General features: G+C 77.3%; 7 protein-coding genes. All 7 read right to left on the minus strand.

What is annotated here, in order from left to right; translation table 11 throughout:
* The coding region (locus WDV06_RS20140) for a type I polyketide synthase (RefSeq protein WP_395511165.1) at window positions 1-9149 on the minus strand (9149 nt) is incomplete at its 3' end.
* Window positions 9150-9268: 119 nt separating this feature from the next.
* A complete protein-coding gene (locus tag WDV06_RS20145) occupies window positions 9269-10897 on the minus strand; it encodes a GMC oxidoreductase (protein ID WP_395511166.1) in 1629 nt (542 codons plus the stop codon).
* 155 nt (window positions 10898-11052) lie between these two features.
* Complete coding sequence (locus WDV06_RS20150) at window positions 11053-11265, minus strand: ferredoxin (protein ID WP_395511167.1); 213 nt, start codon at window positions 11263-11265, stop codon at window positions 11053-11055.
* Window positions 11262-12440 carry a cytochrome P450 gene (locus WDV06_RS20155; RefSeq protein WP_395511168.1) on the minus strand — a complete coding sequence of 393 codons (1179 nt, stop codon included), beginning with the start codon at window positions 12438-12440 and terminating at the stop codon, window positions 11262-11264. The genes WDV06_RS20150 and WDV06_RS20155 overlap by 4 nt, the downstream gene beginning before the upstream one ends.
* A gap of 242 nt (window positions 12441-12682) precedes the next feature.
* A complete protein-coding gene (locus WDV06_RS20160; RefSeq protein ID WP_395511169.1) occupies window positions 12683-16432 on the minus strand; it encodes an AAA family ATPase in 3750 nt (1249 codons plus the stop codon).
* Window positions 16429-20376: an AAA family ATPase gene (locus WDV06_RS20165; RefSeq protein WP_395511170.1), complete on the minus strand. Its 3948-nt coding sequence runs from the start codon at window positions 20374-20376 to the stop codon at window positions 16429-16431. The genes WDV06_RS20160 and WDV06_RS20165 overlap by 4 nt, the downstream gene beginning before the upstream one ends.
* Window positions 20377-20547: 171 nt before the next feature.
* Window positions 20548-23409, minus strand: a complete 2862-nt coding sequence (locus WDV06_RS20170; protein WP_395511171.1) for a helix-turn-helix transcriptional regulator — start codon at window positions 23407-23409, stop codon at window positions 20548-20550.
* Window positions 23410-23467 lie beyond the last annotated feature (58 nt).

Consider the following 23467-nt stretch of genomic DNA (forward strand, 5'->3'; position numbering starts at 1 on the left):
ACCGCGAACAGCGCCGGCTGCGCATACCGCGTCTCGCTCAACAACGCGGCGTCCTCACCGAACACCACCTCACGCAGGGGTCGTTCCAGGTGTCCGTCCAGGTGGGCGCAGGCGGCGTCGAAGGCGTCGGCGAACACCGGGTGGGCGGCGTACAGTTCGCGCCCCATGCCCAGCCGCTGACTGCCCTGCCCCGAGAACAGGAAGGCGCTGCGGCCCGGTTCGCCTCCGGAAGCCGGGTCGGTGCCGCCGGTGATGACGTGGGGTGCGGTGCCCGCCGCGTCGTCGTCGGCGAGGAGGTCGAGGCCGTGGAGCAGTTCGGCGCGGCCGGTGCCGACGACGGCCGCACGGTGCTGGAGGGCCGCCCGGCCGGTGGCGAGGGAGAAGCCGATGTCGGCCGGGGTGGCCTCCTCGTGCTCGGCGAGGTGGGCGCGCAGGCGCCGGGCCTGGGCGCGCAGCGCGGTGGTGCTCTTCGCGGACAGCAGCCAGGCGAGGGAGGTGCGCGGCGCGGTGTCCTCGGCCGCGTGGGCGGCCTCCGGGGCGTTGCCCGCTTCGCCGTCCGCGATGCCGTCCGCGGCCGGCCCGGGCTCGGGGGCGGCCGGGGCGGGGGCCTGTTCGATGATCACGTGGGCGTTGGTGCCGCTCACGCCGAAGGCGGATACTCCGGCCCGGCGGACGTGGTCCGGGGATTCGGGCCAGGCGACGGGGGCGGAGAGCAGTTCGACGGAGCCCGTGGACCAGTCGACGTGCGGGGTCGGGGAGTCCACGTGCAGGGTGCGGGGAAGTTCCGCGTGCTGGAGGGCGAGGACCAGCTTGATCACGCCGGCGACACCGGCCGCGGCCTGCGTGTGCCCGATGTTGGACTTCAGCGAGCCCAGCCACAGCGGCCGGTCGGCCTCCCGTTCCTGCCCGTAGGTGGCCAGGAGGGCCTGCGCCTCGATCGGGTCGCCCAGCCGGGTGCCCGTGCCGTGCGCCTCCACCGCGTCGACGTCGGTGGGCGTGAGGCCCGCGTCGTCGAGGGCCTGGCGGATGACCCGTTGCTGGGAGGGGCCGTTGGGGGCGGTCAGGCCGTTGGAGGCACCGTCCTGGTTGACGGCGGAGCCCCGTACGACGGCCAGCACCCGGTGGCCGTTGCGCCGGGCGTCGGAGAGCCGCTCCAGGAGCAGCATGCCGGTGCCCTCACCCCAGCCCGTGCCGTCGGCCGCGGCGGCGAAGGCCTTGCACCGGCCGTCCGGGGCCAGGCCGCGCTGGCGGCTGAACTCGATGAAAATGCCGGGTCCGGACATGACGGTGACGCCGCCCGCGAGGGCGAGGTCGCATTCGGCCCGGCGCAGGGACTGGACGGCCAGGTGGAGGGCGACGAGGGAGGAGGAGCAGGCCGTGTCGACGGTGAGCGCGGGCCCCTCCAGGCCGAAGGTGTAGGCGAGTCGGCCCGAGACGACGCTCGCGGCCCGGCCGGTCAGCAGGTATCCCTCGACCCCGTCGGGGGCCTGGCGCAGGCCCGACGCGTAGTCCTGGCCGTTGGAGCCGACGAAGGTGCCGGTGCGGGTGCCGCGCAGGGTGGCGGGGTCGATGCCGGCGCGTTCGAAGGCCTCCCAGGTGGTCTCCAGGAGGAGTCGCTGCTGGGGGTCCATGGCGAGGGCCTCGCGCGGGGAGATCCCGAAGAAGGCGGCGTCGAAGGCTCCGGCGTCGTGGAGGAACCCGCCTTCACGGGCGTACGTGGTGCCCGGGTGCTGCGGGTCGGGGTGGTAGAGGGCGTCGAGGTCCCAGCCGCGGTTCTCGGGGAAGCCGGAGAGGGCGTCCCGGCCCTCCGAGAGGATCGTCCACAGTTCCTCGGGGGAGGTCACCCCGCCGGGGAAGCGGCAGCTCATGGCGACGATGGCGATGGGCTCGTCGTCGGCGGGCCGGTCGGTGGGCGCGGTGGCGGGCGTTCCCGGCTGCGGGCCGCCGGCGAGCAGGGTGTCGAGGTGGGCGGCGAGTTCCGACGGGTTGGGGTAGTCGAAGACGACGGTGGTGGGCAGCCGCAGGCCGGTGGCGCCGGCCAGGCGGTTGCGGAGCTCGATGGCGGTGAGGGAGTCGAACCCGGTGTCGCGGAAGGCGCGTCGGGGCTGGACGGCGTCGGCGCCGGAGTGGCCGAGGACCGTCGCGGCCTGGGTGCGGACGAGTTCGACGAGGGTCCGCAGCCGTTCGGGGCCGGTGAGTGCGGCGAGCTGACCGGCGAGCGCCGGGCCGCCCGCGGCGGAGCCGTTCGGGCCGGCGGGCGCGGCGGCGTCGTCGAGGATCCGGCGGGCTTCGGGCAGCCGGTGCAGGAGCGGGTAGTCGCCGGTGTGGGCGAAGGCGCGGACGAAGCGCTCCCAGTCGATGTCGGCGACGGTGACGGCCGTGTCGTCGTGTTCCATGGCGCGGCGCAGGGCGGCGATGCCGAGGTCGGCGGGCATGGGGAGGATGCCGCGCCGGGTGAGGTGTTCCTCGGCGTGGCGGCCCATCATGCGGCCGCTGCCCCAGGAGCCCCAGGCGATGGCGGTGGCGGGCAGGCCCTGGGCGCGGCGCTGCTGGGCGAGGGCGTCGAGGTGGGCGTTGGCGGCGGCGTAGCCGCCCTGGCCGCCGTTGCCGACGACGCCGGCGATGGAGGAGAACAGGACGAAGAAGTCGAGGTCGAGGCCGGCGGTGAGTTCGTGCAGGTGGAGTGCGGCGTCGGCCTTGGGACGCAGGACGTGTTCCAGCCGGTCGGTGGTCATGGCGTCGAGGACGCCGTCGTCGAGGGCTCCGGCGGTGTGGATGACGCCGGTGAGGGGGTGTTCGGCGGGCAGGGAGGCGAGGAGCGCGGCGAGCGCGGCGCGGTCGCCGGCGTCGCAGGCGGCGAGGGTGGCGCGGCAGCCGAGGGCGGCGAGTTCCTCGCGCAGTGCGGCGGCGCCTTCGGCGTCGGGGCCGCTGCGGCTGGTCAGGAGGAGGTGGGCGGCTCCGGAGCGGGCGAGCCAGCGGGCGACGTGGGCGCCGAGGGTGCCGGTGCCGCCGGTGATCAGGACGGTGCCGTGGGGGCGCGCGAGGGTGTGCTCGCCGGTGGGGGCGGCCTGGCCGGCGGGGGCGCGGACGAGGCGCCGGGCGAGGGTTCCGGTGGCGCGGACGGCGAGCTCGTCCTCGCCCGCGGGGTCGGCGAGGAGTCCCGTGAGGAGTTCGAGGGTGCGGGCGTCGAGGGCCTCGGGCAGGTCCACGAGGCCGCCCCAGCGCTGCGGGTACTCGGCGCCGGCGACCCGTCCGAGCCCCCAGATCTGGGCCTGGGCGGGGTGACGGAGCGGGTCGGCGGGACCGGTGGCCACGGCCCCGGAGGTGGCGCACCAGAGGGGGGCGTCGACGCCGGCGTCGCCGAGGGCCTGGACGAGGGCGAGGGTGGCGGCGAGGGCGGTCGGCACCCGGTGCCCGGGCGTGTCGGACGGGTCCTCGGCCAGCAGGGAGAACACCCCGGTGACCGTGTCGGCGCTCCGGCCGTCCCGGCCGGTCCGTTCGGTGAGGAGTGCGGCCACGGCCTGCCGGTCGGGGTGGGCCGCCGGGTCGAGGGCGATGTGTTCGACGCGGGCGCCGCAGGCGGTGAGGGCGTCGTGGACGGCGGTGGCGGTGGCGCTGTCCTGCCGGGCGGTGGTGGTGACGAGCAGCCAGGTGCCGGTGAGCGCGGCGCGGCTGCCGCGCCGGGCCGGGGCGGCGGCGGGGGTCCAGGTGACGCGGTAGCGCCAGCCGTCGACGCGTGCGGTCCGGGTGGAGCGGCGGCGCCGGTCGGCGAGGCGGGTGACCATGGTGTCGAGGGAGGCGTCGGGGGTCAGGTCCAGCGCGCTGGTCAGGGCCCGGACGTCGGTGTTCTCGACGGCGGCCCAGAAGCGGGCCTCCTCCTCGCTGTGGGCGGCGCCGCTCGCGGTGGCGGCCGGTGCGGCGGTGTCCAGCCAGAAGCGGCGCCGCTGGAAGGGGTAGGTGGGCAGGTCGGCGGGGCGCGGGCGCAGCCCGGCGAACGCGGCGGCCCAGTCGGCGGGGACGCCCCGGGTCCAGGCCTCGCCGAGGGAGGTGAGGAAGCGGGCGGAGCCGCCGTCGCCGCGGCGCAGCGAGGGGAGGACGTCCACGGTGGCGGCGGCGTCCTCGGCGGTCTCCTGGAGGCCGATGGCGAGCACCGGGTGCGGGCTGCATTCGACGAGGACCTGGTGGCCGTCGGCGATGAGGCGGCGGGCGGCCGGCTCGAAGCGGACGGTGGTGCGGAGGTTGGTGTACCAGTAGCCGGCGTCGAGGGCGGCGGAGTCGACGGGCTCCGCGGTGACGGTGGAGTAGAACGGCACGCTCGGGGTGAGCGGGGTGATGCCGTCGAGGGCTTCGGCGAGTTCGGCCTCGATGAGTTCCACGTGGGCGGAGTGGGAGGCGTAGTCGACGGGGACCCGCTTGGCGCGGACGCCGTCGGCTGCGCAGTCGGCGAGGAGTTCGTCGAGGGCGTCGGCGTCGCCGGAGACGACGGTGGAGCGGGGGCCGTTGATCGCGGCGATGCCGAGCCGGTCGCCCCAGCGCTCCAGGCGCCGGGTGACGTCGGCGAGGGGTTCGGGCACGGAGACCATCCCGCCGAGTCCGGCGAGGCGGGCGAGCAGGCGGCTGCGGAGGGCGACGACGCGGGCGGCGTCGTCGAGGCCGAGGGCGCCGGAGACGGCGGCGGCGGCGATCTCGCCCTGCGAGTGGCCGATGACGGCGGAGGGCTCGACGCCGAAGGAGCGCCACAGTTCGGCGAGGGAGACCATGACGGCCCACAGCGCGGGCTGGACCACGTCGTCGGCGCTGTCGAGGGCGGGGGCGCCGGGGGCGCCGCGCAGGACCTCCTCCAGGGACCAGTCCACGTACGGGGCCAGGGCCCGGCCGCAGTCGGCGATCCGCTCGCGGAAGACGGCGGAGGTGTCGAGGAGTCCGACGGCCATGCCGGCCCACTGGGAGCCCTGGCCGGGGAAGACGAAGGCGACGCGGCGGCCGTCGGAGGCCGTGCCCTGGGCGGTGCGGGGCGTGGAGACGCCGGCGGCGAGGGCGCGCAGTCCCTCGTGGAGTTCGGCTTCGGTGGCTCCGGTGACGACGGCGCGGTGTTCGAAGGCCGTACGGGTGGTGGCGAGGGCGTGTCCGATGTCGGCGGGCCGGCTGCCGGGGTGCGCGGCGGTGTGCGCGAGGAGGGCTTCGGCGCGGGCGGCCAGGGCCGCAGGGGTGCGGGCCGACAGGACCCAGGGAACGACGGGACCCTCGGCGGCGGGGCCCTCGGCGGCGGCAGGGGTCTTGGCTGCGGGACTCTCGGCCGCGGCCGCGGTGACGGGCTCGGCCGAGGCCGGGGCTCCGGCTGCGGCCTGAGGTTCGGCGGGGGCCGGGGACTGGGATTCGGCCCGGGGCTCGGCGGGGGCCTCTTCGAGGATGGCGTGGGCGTTGGTGCCGCTGATGCCGAAGGAGGACACGCCGTAGCGGCGCGGACGGCCGGACCGGGGCCAGTCGACGGCGTCGGTCAGCAGCCGGACCCGTCCGGCGCTCCAGTCCACGTGCGGGGAAGGGACGTCGGCGTGCAGGGTGCGGGGCAGGACACCGTGCTGGAGGGCCAGGACGGACTTCAGGACGCCGGCGATGCCCGCGGCGGCCTGGGTGTGGCCGATGTTGGACTTGAGGGAGCCCAGCCACAGGGGCCGCTCCTCGGGCCGGCCGCGGCCGTAGGCGGCGAGCAGGGCCTGGGCCTCGATCGGGTCGCCGAGCCGGGTTCCCGTGCCGTGGGCCTCGACGGCGTCCACGTCGGCAGCGGTCAGCCCGGAGTTGGCCAGGGCCTGGCGGATCACGCGCTGCTGGGCGGGGCCGCTGGGCGCGGTGAGCCCGTTCGAGGCGCCGTCCTGGTTGATGGCGGAGCCGCGGAGGACGGCCAGCACCCGGTGGCCGTTGCGGCGGGCGTCCGAGAGGCGCTCCAGGAGGACCATGCCGGCGCCCTCGGCGAGGCCGAATCCGTCGGCGTCGGCGGAGAAGGCCTTGGAGCGGCCGTCGGGGGCCAGCGCGCGCTGCTTGCTGAACTCGACGAACGAGCCGGCCGTCGGCAGGACGGTGACGCCGCCGGCCAGGGCCAGGGAGCATTCGCCGGTGCGCAGCGACTGGGCGGCCAGGTGCAGGGCGACGAGGGAGGAGGAACAGGCCGTGTCGACGGTGACGGCGGGGCCCTCGAAACCGAAGGTGTAGGCGAGGCGGCCGGAGGCGACGCTGACGCTGTTGCCGGTCAGCAGGTAGCCGCTGACGTCCTCGGGCGCCTCGTGGAGGCGGGGACCGTAGTCCTGGTTCATGGCGCCGACGAAGGTGCCGGTGCGGGTGCCGCGCAGGGTGGCGGGGTCGATGCCGGCGCGTTCGAGGACCTCCCAGCCGGTCTCCAGGAGGAGTCGCTGCTGGGGGTCCATGGCGAGGGCCTCGCGCGGGGAGATCCCGAAGAACTCCGGGTCGAATGCGGCGGCTTCGGGGAGCATGCCGGCTTCGCGCTGGTAGTAGCGGCCGGGGCGGCCCGGCTCGCTGTCGTAGAGGCCCTCGACGTCCCAGCCGCGGTCGGCGGGCAGGGCGGAGACGGCGTCGCCGCCCTCGGTGAGCAGCCGCCACAGGGCCTCGGGGCTGTCGGTGCCGCCGGGCAGTCGGCAGCTCATGGCGACGATGGCGACGGGTTCGTCCCAGGCGGCGGTGCCGGTGTCGGCGTCGGCCGGGTCCTCGTGGGTGCCGAGGGCTTCGGCGAGGAGCCGGCGGGTCAGGGAGTCCGGGGTGGGGTGGTCGAAGACGACGGTGGGCGGCAGGAGGAGTCCGGTGGCCTCGTTCAGGCGGCCCCGGAGCTCGACGGCGGTGACGGAGTCCATGCCGAGGTCGCGGAAGGCCTGGCCGGGGGTGACGGCATCCGGGCCGGGCAGCCCCAGCAGGGCGGCGGTGAGGGACCGGACGAGCGCGGCGGCGGTGTGCTCGCGGTCGGCCTCGGGCAGCAGGGCGAGCCGGGCGGCCGGCGCCGGGGCGGGGGCCGCGTCGGCGGAGGGCCGCCGGAAGGGGTAGGCGGGCAGCGGTACGCGGTCTGCCGGGGCGCCGGGGAAGGCGGCCGCCCAGTCGACGTCGACCCCCTGGACGCAGGCCTCGGCGAGGGCGGTGTGCAGGCGGCGCAGGCCGCCCTGGCCGCGGCGCAGGGTGGCGAGGGTGACGGCCTGGCGTCCGGCGGCCGCGGCGGTCTCCTGCATGGCCGCGGTCAGCATGGGGTGGGGGGCGATCTCCACGAGGGCCTCGTGGCCGTCGGCCAGCAGGGCGTGCGTGGTCTGCTCGAAGCGGACGGGGCGGCGCAGGGCCTCGAACCAGAAACCGGGGTCGAGGGTGCGGCCGTCGACGAGGCCGCCGGTGGCGGAGGAGTAGAGCGGGGTGTGGCCGGCGCGGGGGGCGAGGCCGGCGAGGGCGGAGAGCATCCGGTCGCGGACGGCGTCGACGTGCGCGCAGTGGGCGGCGGCGCCGAGGCGTACGCCGCCGCAGCGGACGCCCTCGCCCTCCAGTGCGGCGCGCAGGGCACGGACGGCGTCGGCGTCGCCGGAGACCACCTGGGATACGGGGCCGTTGTGGGCGGCGATGACCAGCCGGTCCGCCAGGGGAGCGATCCGCTCCTGCAGGAGGTGTGCGGGCAGGCTCACGGCGAGCATGTCGCCGCCGCGTGCCCCGAGTTCGGCCAGGGCGTCGCCCCAGGCGTGTGCGGTGCGGGCGGCGTCCTCCAGGGTGAGGACGCCGGCCAGGTGGGCGGCGGCGGCCTCGCCGATGCTGTGGCCGGCGTAGGCGCGGGGGCGTACGCCGTGGGCCTGCCAGGTTTCGGCGAGGGCGATCTGGACGCCGAAGGTGGCGGGCAGGCTGACGTCGGGGCCGTCCAGGCCGGGGGCGCCGGGGGCGCCGCGGAGCACGTCGGTGAGGAGCCAGCCGGTGAAGGGCGCGAGGGCCTCCTCACAGCGGAGGGCGGCGGCGCGGAACTCCGGGGAGGAGTCGAGGAGTTCGCCGCCCATGGCGGGCCACTGCCCGCCGACGCCGGACAGGACGAAGGCGGTCGGTCGGGCGGCGCCGGTGCCCCGCACCACGTCGGGTGCGAAGCCGCCGTCGGCGAGGGTGGCCAGCCTGTCGAGGAGCCGGTCGCGGCCGTCGCCGAAGAGGACGGCGCGGTACGGGAAGTGGTGCCGTGTGGTGGCCAGGGACCGCCCCACGGCGGCGGGTTCGAGGCCGGGGTTCCCGTCGAGGTACCCGTGCAACTGCCGTGCCCGCGCGCGCAGCCCCTCGGGTCCGGCGGCGGAAAGCACCCAGGGCCCCGGCTCCCCGCCCCGGCCCCCACCACCGGCGCCGGTACGGGACACGGTGGCCGCGTCGGAGCCGGGAGCGGGCGCGTCGGGAGCGGTGGCGGTGCCCGGGCCGGGGGTGGCCGCGTCGGGGGCGGGGGCTGCGGTCGCGTCGGGGCCGGGGGCCGCCGGCACGCCGAGGGCGGGGGCGGGCGCGTCGGGGGCCGTGGCCGCGGGCGTGTTCGGGGCGGGGGGCGGGGCCGGGGTGAAGTGGCCGTCGGCCGTGAGGGTGGCGAGGACGCGGTCGCCGGCTGCGCGGGCCGCGGTGAGGGGCTTGAGCAGGACGGCGCCGTAGCCGTCGGGCACGGGGTGCGGTGCGCCCGGCAGGCGTACGCCGGGCCCCGCCGCCAGGGCGAGGGCGCTCTCGCCCCGGACGAGACCGGCGTGGGCTGCGCGCAGGGCGTCGGGGCCGCCGGGGAGGCGGCGCAGCAGCGGGGTGGTTCCGGGGGCGAGCCGCAGGGCGGCGCCGACCGCGGCGGCGGCCTCCTCCTGCGCGGGGAGCTCGGCGTCGGCGCCGCCGGGGACGGCGAGGAAGACACCGGGGCGCGGGCCGGCGGCCGGGACGACCCCGGCGTCCTCCAGCGCCTCCCACCAGGTCTCCGCCGCGGCCGGCCCGTACGGCAGGGCGCCGGTGCGGGCCGGGTCCGAGAGGTCTCCGGTGGCCTCCGCGAGGAATTCCGCGTCGTACGCCGCGTCCGCGCCGGTGGCCTCCGGCGGGCGGTGCGCCCACCCGATCGCCACGATCACCTCGTGGGTGCCCTTCCCGGACTCCTCCGGCATCGCTACAGACTCGCGCGTCATGTGTGCTCCATCGACCCGTTGAACTACTGCTGATGTGACGGTTCCGCAGCGCCTCGGGGCGTGCGGGCGTGCGTGCCGGGGAGGGCCCCCGTGCTGTTCCCCTGCGTGCCGGCCGCCCGTTACGGGGCGGTGACGTCCTGCCGGATCACGCGCTCGATGTTCCGCTCGGCCAGGGCGGTGATCGTGACGAACGGGTTCACGCCGATGGAGCCGGGAATGAGCGAACCGTCGGTCACGTAGAGGTTCTTGTAGCCCTTCACCCGGCCGTAGTCGTCCGTGGCCCGGCCGAGGACGCAGCCGCCGAGGGGGTGGTAGGTGAAGTCGTCGGAGAAGGCCTTCACCTGCTTGCCGAAGAGGTCGTAGCGGTACATCGTCGTGTTCGCCCTGTTGATGCGGTCGAACAGCGACTTGGCCGCGTTGACGGCGGGGGTGTTCTGGTCGCGGGTCCAGCGCAGTGCCGCCCGGTCGGTCGCCGCGTCGTAGGCGAAGGTCCCGCGTTCGGGGTTCTTGGTGATGGCCAGGTAGAGGCTGACCCAGGTCTCCAGGCCGGCCGGCATGGGGGCGATCTCGGCGAAGACGGGGTTCTGGGGGTTGTCCCAGTCGTCGATGCCGAGGGCGGGGATGGAGGACTGGTTGGCGCCGGTCGGGTTCCACACGTGGTTGGCGCGGGCCGTCATGATGTTGCCGTTCGGGCCCCAGCCGGCGCCGATCTCGGAGCTCAGGTTCGGCAGCGTGCCCGTCTCACGGGCGCGCAGCAGCAGTTCGGTGGAGCCGAGGCTGCCGGCGCCGAGGAACAGGTGGCGGCAGGAGATCTCCTTGGTGGCCAGCAGCCGGCCGTCGGCGTCCCGCTGCTCGACGGTGAGGAGGTAGGTGCCGTCCTTCTGCTGCCGGATGGTCCTGGCCTGGTGCAGGGTCTCGATGGTGACCTTGCCGGTGCCCAGGGCGGCGGCCAGGTAGGTCTTGTCCAGGCTCTGCTTGCCGTGGTTGTTGCCGTAGATGACCTCGCCGGCGAGCGCGGACCTGGGGGCTTCCCCGGCCGCCTCGCGCCGCATGTGGTCGAAGTCGTAGACGTTGGGGACGTGGACGGTGCCGAGGCCCGCCTTCTGGGCCTGGTCGCGGGAGACCCGGGCGAACTTGTACCACTCGGTGCTCTCGAACCAGCCGTTGTCGATGTGGTTGACGCGGAGCATGGAGTTGGCGCGCGGGAAGTAGCGGTCGTACATCTCGGCGGAGTCGACGCGGGGCAGCACCTCCTCGAAGTAGGAGCGCTTCGGGGCCACCGCCATACCGCCGTTGACGAGGGAGCCGCCGCCGACGCCGCGGCCCACGTACACGGACATCTGGTCGAAGTTGACCCGGTCCAGGACGCCGGCGTACGGGTCGATGTCGCGGTTGGCGAGGTCGAGCCAGAGGAAGCTGCCGAGGGGGGCCTCGGTACGGTTCTTGAACCAGCTGGAGCGCTTGTCGGGCTTGAGCATGCCGGCGAAGACGTTGCCGTCGGGGCCCGGCTGGTTCCACAGCTGGCCCATTTCGAGCATGACCGTGCGCACGCCGGCCTCACCCAGGCGCAGCGCGGAGACGGCGGCGCCGTAGCCGGTGCCGATGACGACGGCGGGGACGAACGCGGTGCCGTCGGCACGGTCGGCGGCCAGGGCCCGGGGGGCGCCGATGGTGGTGCCGCCGGCGAGGGCCGCGGCGCTCAGGGCCGTCAGTCCGAGCAGGCGGCGGCGGGACAGGTGCTGTTCCACGATGGATACCTGACTTTCGGGAGGAAAGGGACGGGCGGGGGTGTGGGGGCGCGCCTCGCGCGGCGGGCGGGGGCAGCTGTCGGAGGGCGCGGGGCGCCGCGAGGCCCGGGCCGGGACGTCGCGGGGCCCCGCGGGGCAGGGGTTTCGGGAAGGCGTCAGCCGGCGGTGTGCAGGGTGATCGCCGCGCAGGGGCACTGGTCGGCGGCCTCGCGCACGGCGGCGTGCGCGGCGGCGGGCGGGGCGGGGTCGAGGAGGACCACGAAGCCCTCGTCGCACTGGTCGAAGACCTCGGGGGCGAGCAGGGCGCACATGCCGGCCCCGCAGCACAGCCGCCGGTCGGCGGCGACCCGCAGCGGGCCGCCGGTCACCAGGCGACGGGCAGCGCGTACACGCCGTACACCTGCATGTCGTGGCGGAGCCGGATCTCCTCGGGCGGGCAGGCCAGGCGCAGTCCGGGGAATCGCTCCAGCAGGGCGGTGAAGCCGACCCGCAGTTCGATGCGGGCCAGTTGCTGGCCGAGGCACTGGTGGATGCCGTGCCCGAAGCCCAGGTGTCCGGCGGCGCGCCGGGTCACGTCGAAGGACTCGGGGTCGGGGAAGCGTTCGGGGTCGCGGTTGGCGGCGGCGAGGGAGACCATCACGACCTCCCCCTCCTTGATGAGGGTGCCCTCGATCTCCACGTCCTCCAGGGCGGCGCGGGTGGGGCCGTGGTGGACGATGCTCAGGTAGCGCAGGCTCTCCTCGACGGCGCCCTCGATCAGGGAGGGATCGGCGCGCAGTGCGGCCAGCTGGTCGGGGTGCTCCAGCAGGGCGAAGGTGCCGAGGGCGAGCTGGTTGGCGGTGGTCTCGTGGCCGGCGACCAGCAGCAGGAAGGCGATCGAGGTGAGTTCCTCGTCGGTGAGGTCGGGGTCGGCGGCGATCAGCCCGCTGAGGATGTCGTCGGCCGGCGCGGTGCGCTTGAGGCGGACCAGGCCGCCCAGGTAGGCGCCCAGTTCCAGGAAGGCGGCGGTGACGTCCTCGGTGGACTCGCCGAAGCTGCTCCAGACGTGGGTGTGGTGCTGGAAGGTGGCGCGGTCGGCGTAGGGCACGCCGAGGAGTTCGCAGATGACGAGGGAGGGGATGGGCAGCGCGAAGTGCTCGAAGAGGTCGGAGGGGGAGCCGAGGCGCTCCATCTCGTCGAGCCGCTCGGCGGTGATCTTCTCGATCCACTCCGTCAGCAGCCGCATCCGGCGGACGGTGAACTGCCCGACGAGCAGCTTGCGGTAGCGCTGGTGCTCGGGGTCGTCGTGCTGGATGAACATGCCCGGTGGCGCCGCCGGCGCCTCGTCCAGGGTGGCGGCGCGCGGGACCGGCGGGTGCTTGAGTTCGCCGCGGGCGCTGAACCGGGCGTCGGCGAGAACGGCCCGGGCGGCGGAATAGCCGGTGACGAGCCATCCGAGATGGCCGTCGGCGAATTCCATGCGCGTCAGCGGCTCGGTCCGGCGCAGTGACCGGGTCTCCGGGGGCGGGTTGAAGTATCCGTCCCGGACAGTGGAAAAGGTCACCGGTAAACCCTGGCTCATATATGCCCTTCCATGGCCGGCCGCATTTCGGCCCGATCCCCTCGGAAAAACGCGGTCGCAACACGGCGTGAACGCGTTCTTGACATGGCGGGTCCGGTCGAGTGAACTCCGCCGTCGGGGCGGTTCGATCACCGCCACCACGAAGGTATGAAGACGTGGTGAAAGGTGTCAACGAATTCAATCCCCCACACGCTAACCCTGTGGGCGGGGCACGGGGGGTACGGTTACGGGCGGTACCGGGGGGCTTCGGTTCGGTACGGTACGGCCCCCCGGCCCGGCCCCCGCCCCTCCCCCACCCCGGTACCGGCCCGTGCACCGGCCCCCGTAGCGGCCTCGGGGCACTCCACGGACAGCAGCCGTGCCAGCGGGACCAGTTCGGCGCGGCCGTCGATGCGCAGTTTGCGGTAGGCCCGGGTGAGGTGCTTCTCGACCGCCCGGGCGCTGACCTCCAGCCGTTCGGCGATGGCCCGGTTGGAGGTGCCATGGGCGGCCAGGCCGGCGACGCGGCGTTCGGTGCGGGTCAGTGCGGCGACCGCGTCCGCGCCCTGGGAGCCCGCGATGGTGTGCAGGGCCCGGCCGGCCCGGTCGGCGATCCAGGGCGCCCCGCAGGTCAGTCCCAGCTCGCGGGCCCGGGTCAGCCGCTGTTCGGCCTCGGCCTCCCGTCCGGCGGTCAGCAGCCTCCTGCCGAGCAGCAGGGCGGTACGGGCCTGTTCGAGGACGTGGGCGGTGCGTTCCAGGGTGGCCGCGGACTCGCGCAGCAGGGCGAGCCCGTGCTCTCCGCCGGTGATGGCGCCCCGTCCGCGCTGGGCGCGGCCGATGGCCACGGGGCTGCCCCAGGCCATGGCGCGCTCGTACTCCTCGTCCATGAGGTCGTGGGCGTGGCCGGGCCGGCCCATGCGGTAGTGGAGGGCGGAGACCCAGGAGCGCCACGGGGCGACGGCCGGGTTGTGCCAGTGGGCGCGTTCGGCCGTACGGCCCCAGTCGAGGTAGCAGCCCAGGGCGGTCGGCAGGTCGTGGCGCAGGGCGGCGGCCGAGCCGCGGACGAGCAGCCGCAGGGACGGCAGGTGGCTGTGGGCGGGGTCCGGCGGGGAGCCGGACAGCAGCCGTTCGCACAGGGCGGTGTCCCGGGCCTCCAGGGCGGCCAGGACGACGGAGGCCAGGGTGCGCAGGGTGGCCCAGTCCGTGGCGTCCAGGTCGAGGGCCTCGGCGGCGTGGGCGCGGGCCCCCGCCAGGTCTCCGCGGGCCAGCGCGAGGTGGGCGAGCTCGACGGCGATCAGGGCGCGCGGGACGGTGGCCCGGTCGCGGCGGGCCCGGTCGTAGGCGGTGTGCAGCCAGGGGCCGATGGTGGTGAGGGAGTCGGCGGCGACCAGGACGTCCGTCAGCAGGGGCAGGGCGGTGTGGACGTGGTCCGGGGTGGCCGGCTCGTGCTGGAGCAGCCGTTCGGCGAGGGGCACGGCCTCGGCGGCGGTGACCCGTTGGGCCAGGACGGCGCCGTGCAGCAGTACGGTGACGCGTTCGCGGTCGGCGGCGCTGTCCAGGCAGGGTACGGGGCCCAGGGCCCGGAGCCGGTCCGCGGTGCCGGCCAGTTCGGCCGGGCCGGCCACCGCGGCGTGCCCGAGGCGGGCCTCCAGGCGCAGGGCGCTGCGGCGGGCGGAGCCGGTGAGGCCGGCCGCGTCGCCCAGTTCGGCGGCCGTCCTCGCGACGGTGCCGAGGGTGGCGGGCGGGCAGTCGTCGAGGAGGAACGGCGGTATCCGGCCCGCCACCCGGGCGCGGCGGGCCGGCTCCGGGAGGAGCAGCAGGGCCTGGGTGAAGTGGCGCAGTGCCGCCCGCGGGTTGAAGTCCCGCTCGACCATGGCGAGTTCGACGAGCAGCTCGGCGCGGGAGGGCCCCTCGGGCGGGCTGAGGAGCAGGGCGCGGCGCAGGTAGCGGGCGGCGGCTTCCGGGTCGGTGCGGCGCAGGGCGGCGGTCGCGGCGGCCCGCAGGACCTCCTGCGCCCAGGGCTCCTCGCAGGAGGAGACGGCGAGCAGCTGCGCGGCGGCCCGCTCGGCGGGTTGGCCGCTCTGGTGCAGCAGGAGGGCGGCACGCAGGCGCACGGCCTCCGCCTCCGCGGGGGCCATCACGTCCTCGACGGCGTCCGCGACGACGGGGTGCACGAACCGGGGTACGGGACCCGGCGCCAGCAGCCCGAGCCGGCGCAACGCCCGCACCGCCTCGGCCCGCCCGGTGTCATCGAGCCCGGCAAGCCGAGCGGCGGGATCCTCCCCGCCACCGCCGTCCCACCCGTACCCGTCCGCCTCAGGGCCCCCGCCGTCCCACCCGCACCCGTCCGCCTGGACACCTCCGCCTTCCCGCGGGTATCCGTCCGCCTCGACACGTCCGCCTTTCCACCCGTACCCGTCCGCCGCACCGGCACGGCCGGCTTCCCTGACGGCCCCGGCCTCGCCGACGCAGCCGGTTTCCGCGGCGTATCCCGCGCCGGGCTCGCCGAGGTATCCCGGCTCCCCGACGACGCGGGATTCCTTCCCAGTTCCGGCCACCCCGGCGCAGCCGGAAGAGCCCCCGCTCCCGACATCGCCGACTCCCCCGGCGCATCCGACCGCCGCCACCTCCCCGGCACCGCCGACGCTCCCGGCACGGCCGGCCTCCCACCCGGGTCCGGCCGCCCAGGCACAGCCGACCTCCGCGGCGTATCCCGCCGCTGCGGCATGGCCGGGTTCCCCGGGGTATCCCGGCTCCCCGGTGCCCCCGGATTCCCGGGCGGGTCCCCGCCCTCCGGCCTCCCCGGCGTGGCCGACGCTGTTTGCGGCGGCTGCGGCGTAGCCGGAGGAGGCCGCGCTGCCGGCGCCGTCCCGGGCGTGCCGAGCGTGGCCTGAGGAGCCTGCGCCCCCGGGGTAGCGACCACCGCCGGTGTCCCCGGCGTGGCCGGCACCCCCGGCGTGGCCGACGCCCTCGGCGTGTCCGGGGCCTGCCGTGTCCCTGGCATAGCCGACGGATTCGGCGCCTGTGGTGGGCCGGGGGGAGCCGCGGCGTGCGGCGTGGTGGGCGTGTCCGGCGGCCTCTCCCGGGTCCCCGGGTTCTCCGGTGCCTTCGCCCAGGACGGCGAGGGCGGCGGCGAACCGCCATACCGGCGGGCGCTGGCCTCGCAGGACCACCGCCAGCCGTTCGCGCAGGCCGTCGGGACGGATCCCGCGGATGTCCCGCGCGTCGGGCAGACGGCCGTACGGAGCCTGCGGCTCGGCGCCGAGGTCGGCGCCGGCGGCCAGGGCGTCGAGGATGGCCGTGAGCAGCAGGGGGTGCCCGCCGGTCGCCTCGTGGCAGGCGCGGGCGCAGTCCTCGTCCACGGGCCGGCCGAGCCGGGCTCCGGCGAGGTCTGCCGTGGCCTCCGGGGACAGCGGGCCCAGCCGCAGGACGGCGGCCGCCCGGCCGGTGAGGTGGTGCAGGCGGGGTTCGTCCTCGCCGGGGTCCCCTTCGCGCAGCGCGACGACCACGGTGACGCGCAGCCGTGGCAGGCGTCCGGTCAGCCGCGCGAGCCAGCGCAGCGACGGGGCGTCGGCCCACTGGAGGTCGTCCACCAGCAGTAACAGCGGTTTCCGCTCGGCGTGTTCGGCGACCAGGGCCAACAGCTCGGAGTCCTGTCCGGCCGCGGTGGACGGACCGGCCGGTTCCCCGGGCGGGGCCGCGGGCGGGGTGACGGGGGACCCTTCGGCGGGCAGCAGCGGGGTCAGGAGCTGGCTGAGCACGCCGTAGCCGAAGGCCTGTTCGTGCGGGGCCCCGCTGGCCGTGAGGACGCGCACGCCCCGGCGTTCGGCGAGCTCCGGCAGGGCCCTCAGCAGGGCGGTCTTGCCCATGCCGATGCCCCCGGTCACCACCGTCAGCGACCCGCCTCCCGCCCCCACCCCCGTCCCGCGGGCCGTGGCGTCCAACGCCGCTGTGAGCAGGTCGAGTTCCTGCGTCCGGTGGAGCAGGGTGGTCATGTCGGTTCCTCCGTCGCCGTTCGTTCGAGTGCCGCGGCCAGTTGTGGGCGTCCGCGGATGCCGAGCTTGCGGTAGGCCTTGGTGAGGTGCTGTTCCACGGTTCGGGGGGTGACGGCGAGTTCCTCGGCGATGGCCCGGTTCGGCAGGCCCCCGGCGGCGAGCGCCGCGACGCGGGACTCGGCCGCGGTCAGCGCCACCGCTCCGCCGGCGGCCGGCCCGGTACGTCCGGCCGCGCCCGCCTGCCCGGCAGGAGCGGGGTTCCTGGCCGGAGCCGGCTGCCCCGGACGGTCCGCGTATCCCGCCGGAGCCGGATACCCCGCCCCGCCGGCGGACCCGGCCGGAGCGCCATACGCCGCCAGGGCCGCGTGCCCGTCCGGAGCCGCCTGCCCCGGCCCGGCCACATGTCCCGCCCGGGCCGGATGCCCCGCCCCGTCGGCGAACCCGCCGGGAACGTCGTACCCCGCCAGGACCGCGCGCCCGTCCGCTGCCGCCTGCCCCGCCGAACCCACGTGGCCCACCCGGGCCGGATATCCAGCCCCTCCGGCGGACCCGGCCGGAACGTCGTACCCCGCCAGGGCCGCGGGTCCGTTCGGAGGGGCGTGCCCCGGGCCGGCCACTTCTCCGGCCGGGGGCGTGGATCCGGCCACAGCCTGATGTGCCGCCCGAGCCACGTACCCGCCCGGGGCCGTATGGGCCGCCCGAATCACATGTCCCCCTGCGACCGGGTACTCCGCCTCCCCGGCTGATACGGCCGGAGCCTCGTGCCCCGCCGAGACCGCGGCCCCGCCCGGCGCCCCGTAGGGGGCCGACGGCGGATACCCCGCCGGAGCCGGACGGGTCGCCCCAGCCACTGGTCCGGCCGAAGCCTCGTGCCCCGCCGGAGCGGTGTATCCGGGCGGGGGTACAAGCCCCGGCCGGGCCTCGTGGTTCGGCGGAGGCGCATGTCCGGTCCGTGCCGGACGGGCCGCCCCAGCCGGTGGCGCGGCCGGCGTCGGATGTCCCGCGCGAGCCCCTGACCCGGCCGGAGCCGGAACGCGGTGGGGGTCCTGGGGGGCGGCACGCCCCGGGGCGGTGGGCCGGTGGGTGCGGTGCCGGGCCGGACGGGTGGCGGGTGCCGTGTCCGGCGTCGGGTGCGGGGCCGGGCCCGTGGCGGTGGGGGCCGGTACGCCCGTGACCGGTAGGCCCGGGCCCATGGCGGCCGGGGCCAGCCCGGTCGCGTCCGGAGCGGTCGAGGCCGGAGCGGTCGAGGCCGGAGCGGGCAGGGCGGGTGCGGCCGCATCCGGTACGTCCGGGCCCATGGCGGCCCGGGCCGGGGCGGCCGCATCCGGTACGTCCGGGCCCATGGCGGCCCGGGCCAGGGCGGCCGCATCCGGTACGTCCGGGCCCATGGCGGCCCGGGCCAGGGCGGCCGCGTTCGGTGCGGCCGGGCCCTTGGCGGTCGGGGACGGGGTGGGGTGGTCGGCGGGGGTGCGGTCGTCGTCCAGGAGGGAGTCGACCGTGAGGTGGCCCGAGAAGGGCGCCGTGCCGAGGGCCACCAGTGCCTGCCGGTACTGCCAGCCGGCCGCACGCCCCCGGGCCCGTGCCACCGCGCCGGGCGGGGCGGCGCCACCCGGCGCCGGGGCCAGTGCCGTGGCCAGCGCGAGGGGCGAGCCCCACAGCACGGCCCGGCGGCGCTCCTCCGCCAGCAACCGCACCGCCAGCGGGTCTTCGGGGTCGCGGGTTCGCGCGGCGGCCGAACGCCAGGGCAGCAGGGCGGGATTGGCCGCCTGCCGGGCCAGCAGCCGGCGACCGCACTCCAGCAGGTCGGCGAGGGCCCCGTCGCGGTCACCGGCCGCGAGCCGGACCCTGCCGCGCGCGTAGAGGAGGTAGGCCCAGGCCAGACCGCCCTCGGCGACGGGCGGCAGCCGGGTGTCCAGGATCCGCGCGGCGGCGTCGGCGTCTCCCCGGCGCAGGTCCAGCAGGGCCCGCAGGGCCAGGGGGCCGGGCGCCATGAGCGGGTGCCAGGAGCGGCCCGGCATGACCTCCTCGCACCGGTCCAGGGCCTCCGAGGCGGCGGCGTCGCGCCCGCCCCACAGCTCAGCGACGCAGGTGACGAGCAGGGCCGCGCCGGCGACCGGCCGGGCGTCGCGCCGCCGGGCGCACACCAGGACCTCGTCGAGGGCGCTGCGCGCCTCCCGCGTGTCCCCGCTCAGGACCAGCGCGTGCGCCGCGGCCGCCCGGACGGCCGGCGGGACGTGCGCGCGGACCTCCGGGGCCAGGGCGGCCCGGGCGAGCCCGCGGGCGCGCGCGATGTCCAGGCCCCGCTGCGCGGTCCGCCAGGCGGCCACGGCGGCCTCGGCGGCCTGCTCCGGCCGGGCGGGCCACGTGTCGGGCAGCGGCGGCCCGCATCCGTCCTCGGGGTCGGGTCGGCCGTCCTCGGCCATCCAGTAGAGGGCCCGCAGTCCGGAGTGCTCGGCGGTGCCCGGCGCCGCCTCGGCGACGGCCCGGGCGATGCGGGCGGCGGGGGTCCGCACGTCTCCCCGGGCGACGAGGAGTTCCGCCGCCCGCAGCCGGGCCCGGACGGTGGCGGCGTCGGCGGGCGCGGAACCGGCCCCGCCCGCCGGGGGGTCGAGGGCACGGTAGAGGTGGCGGCTCGCGGCCTCCGCTCCGGTGGGAAGCGTGGCGGTGCCCAGCTCGGTCAGCAGCCGGACCCGCAGGGCTTCCGGCACCGGCTCGCGCAGGGCCCGTTCCAGCAGCCGGGCGGCCTGGGCGTGGCGGCCGGACGCGCGGTGTTCGTCGGCCCGGCGGCGCAGGGCCGCCACCGCCCAGGGGGCGCCGATCCGGCCGGAGTCCAGCAGCATCCGGGCCACGGACCGGTCCGGGAGGGCCGCGCGGTGGGCCCAGGCGGCCGCCCGGGCGTGCAGTTCCTCCCGCTGCTCGGTGCCGAGTTCGGCCAGGACGGCGCGGGCGGCGGCTTCGCTGCGCAGGGCGGGCCGGGGGCCGTCGGCGAGCAGGCCGGTGCCGGCCAGCAGGGTCAGGGCCCGGGCGGTGCCCGGGGTACGGGGGCCGGCGGCCAGGGCGTCGATCAGCCCGGGCGTGCCGTCGGGTCCGGCGACCGCCATCGCGCGCAGCACGCCGACGAGTTCGCCGGGCAGCAGGGGCAGGGTGCGTACGGTGCGCTCCCTGACGGCCTCGGCCGCGCTCTCCGCGAGGTGGGTGAGGTGGGCCGTCCGCGGGGTCCAGCCGTGGCGTACGAAGCGGGAGACGACCGACCGCAGCAGGGCGGGGTTGCCGTCGAGGCAGCGGGCGGCCTGCTGCTGGAAGACGGGGTCGACGGAGCCCGGCCAGGTGCCGGCGAGGACCTGGTGCACGGCTTCGGCGGGCAGCGGGGGCAGGTCCAGTACGTGCCGGGCCACCGTGCGCCCGCCGGCCAGCGGGCAGGGGTCGATCCGGTCGTACGGTTCCGGGCGGGCGGCGCTGTTGCGGGACGTGAGCAGCATCAGCGGCACCCCGGTCAGCCGCCGGGCCAGGGCCTGGAGCCAGCGCAGGGACGGGGGGTCGGCCCATTGGAGGTCGTCGACGACGAGCAGGAACGGGTGGCTGCGGGCGTCGGCCAGGAAGGCGGCGCACAGCGCGTCGGGCCGCCCGGGGGGAGGCGTGGTCCCTGAGTGCAGCTGGCTGTGGAGCTGGGCGGTGATCCCGTGGGGCAGGCAGGTCTCCTCGGGTGAGGCGGCCGCGACGGCGACCCGTACCCCGGCGTCGGCGGCGAGGGCGGCGGCGTGGTCGAGCAGCGTGCTGCGTCCGATGCCGGGCGGTCCGTGGACCTCGACGAGCGCGGGCCGGCCCCGGCGGAGGTCGGCCAGCAGGCCGCGCAGCAGCCGGTGTTCGGCGTCGCGCCCGACGGGCGCCGCCGGGCAGGAGCATCCGGGGGGCGGGCCCGGCGGGGCGGCTGTCGTCCGTGGCATGGCTGTCCGTCCTCCTGGATGTCGTGTGAAGGGGCTCCGCCGCCGCCCCCGGGCGGCGGGCCGCCGGTGCGTACGGCGCCCATGGCGGGCCGCGCGGTGACCCGGTCTCCGGCCCGAGGCCGGGGCCGGGGCCGGGGCCGGGGCCGGGGCCGGGGCCGGGGCCGGGGCCGGTTATGGCGGGCCCTGGGGTGCGGCCCGCACCGGTTCGGGCGGGCGGGCCGCGGGTGGGAGGACGGTGGGGCGGGGGTGGGGGGCGAGGCCGCGCGGCAGGTCGCCACGGCCCCGGACGTCGAGCTTGCGGTACACGTTGGTCAGGTGCATCTCCACCGTGCGCGGAGTGATGAACAGCGCCTCCGCGATCTTCTTGTTGCTGTGGCCGCGCTGCGCCAGGGTGGCGATCCGGCGCTCGCTGGGGGTCAGGGAGTCCACGGGGGCGACGGCCAGCTGCGGCATCCGCCCGCCCGCGGTCACCAGCGCGTCGCGCGCGGTCGCGGTCAGCGCGTGGGAACCGCAGCGGGTGGAGAGCTCGATGGCCTGGCGCAGGTGGCCGCGCGCCCCGCGGGCGTCCCCCAGGGCGAGCAGCTCCCGGCCCAGCTGGTACTCGGCCCGCGCGAGTTCCAGCCGGGCCGGAGAGCCGGCCAGGGTGTCCACGGCCTCGGCCAGCAGCTCCGTACGGGCCCGGCCCCCGACGACGGAGGCCGCCGCGACCAGCCCCAGCCCCAGGGCGCGCGGCGTGCCCCAGCCGCGGGCCCTCTCCCGGGCGGCCTCCACGAGCCGGGAGGCCTCGGCGCCCCGGCCGAGGCGGGCCAGGGTCGTCGCGGTCGGCAGCCACCACGGGGCGAGGACCGGGTTGGCGATGCCCGCGTCCTCCTGGCTGCGCCCGCAGCGCCGCCACAGCTCCAGCGCCCCTTCGAGGTCGCCCCGTTCCCGGCGGACCCGCCCCGCGGTGTACAGGTAGAGGTGCCATTCCCAGACGCTGCGGTCCAGGTGGCCGGCGGTGCGGGCGAGTCCGTCGAGGACGGCGCCGGCCCGGGCGGCCTCGCCCTGGGAGAGCAGTACGGCGCTCAGGGCGAGGTGGGCGAGGGGCGGGGCCCCGGCCGGGCCGGAGACCTCGGTGGCGGCCCAGGCGTCCCGCGCGGCGGCGGGGACGTCGCCGATGCCGTGGAGGATCAGGGAGCGGCCGGCCAGCGCGGCGCGCCGGGGCCACAGCGGCGGGTGTCCGGTGGCCGGTGACAGGACCCGGTCCAGGGCGGCGACGGCCTCGTCCACGCAGTCGGCGAGCGTGAGGACGGCGGAGGAGCAGAACACCCCCCAGCCGGCGGTGCCGGGTTCGTCGGCGCGCAGGGCCTGGCGGGCGAGGGCGGCGGCCCGGGCCGCGGATCCGCCGTCCAGGGCGGCGAAGGCGCTGAGGGCGGCGAGCAGGCGGCGGTCGGCCGGGCCGTGCCCGGTGGGTACGGGCAGGGCGGCGGCCCGGGTGCGGGCCGCGGGCAGCGCCGTCCGGTCGTTGACGGCGGTGGCCAGCAGGGCGGATTCGACGGTCGTGCGCAGGTCCCGGTCGGCGGGGTCGCCCCCGTCGTCCGGGGGGCCGGTCAGGCCGTCCAGCACCCGCTCCAGTAACCGCAGGCCCTCGGGTGCCCGGCGGGTGCCGAGCGCCATCATGGCGTACTGCACGGCGACGGGGGCCTGCCCGCGGGGGTCGGGGGTGAGGGCCAGGGCCTGGCGCAGGTGCCAGAGGGCGTGCGCGGGGGTGACGACGGTACGGCTGGCGGCGCGGGCCAGTTCCACGTGCAGGCCGCCGCGTTCGGCGGCGCCGAGGCCGCGGCCCGCGTCACCGCGCAGCCAGCGGCCGGCGGCTCTGACGGTCGCCCGGGTGGGGGCCTCGGCGGCGGCGTCGCGCAGCACGGCGAACATCCACGGTTCGTCGATCCGGTCCAGCGGGGCGAGTTGTTCGGCGACCTCGGGGGCGGGCCGCCCGGCGTCACTGAGGACGCGGGCGGCGCGCACCCGCAGGTCCCGCAGTTCGGGCCCGGGCAGGGCGGCGAGCACCGCACCGCGCACGCCCTCGCACATGCGGGGCGGGGAGCCCGGGGAGCCCGGCAGCACGGCCCCGGTCCGGCGCAGCGACTTCAGCGCGCAGTCCACGGCGCCGGGGTCCAGTCCGCAGAGCGCGGCGAGCAGGTCGGGGGCGGCCCGGCCGAGCACCGCCAGGGCGGTGGCCACCTGTCGGGCGCGGCGCGGGCCCGCGGCCAGCAGTTCGGGGACGCGTGAGGTCAGCACGCTCTGGTGGACGGTGCCCAGCTGGTGCACGGCGGCGGCGTCGGGCGGGATGCCGAGGGTGCGCAGGGCGGTGAACAGCCGGTCCAGGAGCTGCGGGTTGCCGCCGGTGAGTTCGGCACAGCGCCGCACGAAGCGCTGGTCCGCGGGTGCTCCGGAGATACGGGCGGCCATGTGCGCGATGCCGGCCTCGGTGAGCGGGGCGGGTTCCAGCGGGGCGCAGCGGCCCTGGGCGAGGATCTCGGCGAGGACGGGGGTTCCGGGGCCGGGGGCGTCCGTGCGCTGGGCGAGGACCAGCAGGAGGGGCCGGTCGGCGGTGTGGCGCAGGATGAAGTCGGCGCAGCGCAGGGAGGCTTCGTCGCACCACTGGGCGTCGTCGATCACCAGGGCCAGGGGTCCGGCGGCGAGCAGGTCCAGGGCGCGGCGGTGGAGGACGTGCCGGTCGTGGTGCGGGTCCCGGGGGGTTGGGCCGGCCGGGCGGCCTGGCGGGGGCGGCAGCAGGGCGTCCACCGTACGGGTGGGGGCCGGGCCGTGCGGGGGGCCGGCGGCGTGCCGGACGGTGCAGCCGGCGGCCGCCAGCCGCTGCCGGGCGAGGGCCAGGAGGCGGGTCCTGCCGATTCCGGCGGGGCCCCGGACGAGGACGGCCCGCGCGGTGCCCGCCCGGGCCTCGGCGGCGTGGCGCAACAGGGTTTCGAGTTCGGGGGTGGACGTGTCGGCGGGCGGTACCGGGCCCCGCGCCATTCCGGCGGTGAACACCATTGCGTTTCCCTCTTCCTTCGTGGAACCGCCTCTGGTCATCCGGCGGTACGACGCCGGA

The organism is Streptomyces racemochromogenes, assembly GCF_044129415.1.
GTDB lineage: Bacteria > Actinomycetota > Actinomycetes > Streptomycetales > Streptomycetaceae > Streptomyces > Streptomyces racemochromogenes_A.

Coding starts and splice junctions, on each gene's coding strand:
- WDV06_RS20165 (WP_395511170.1), bottom strand. CDS start 20,376: ATGCCACGGACGACAGCCGCCCCGCCGGGCCCGCCCCCCGGATGCTCC.
- WDV06_RS20170 (WP_395511171.1), bottom strand. CDS start 23,409: ATGGTGTTCACCGCCGGAATGGCGCGGGGCCCGGTACCGCCCGCCGAC.
- WDV06_RS20160 (WP_395511169.1), bottom strand. CDS start 16,432: ATGACCACCCTGCTCCACCGGACGCAGGAACTCGACCTGCTCACAGCG.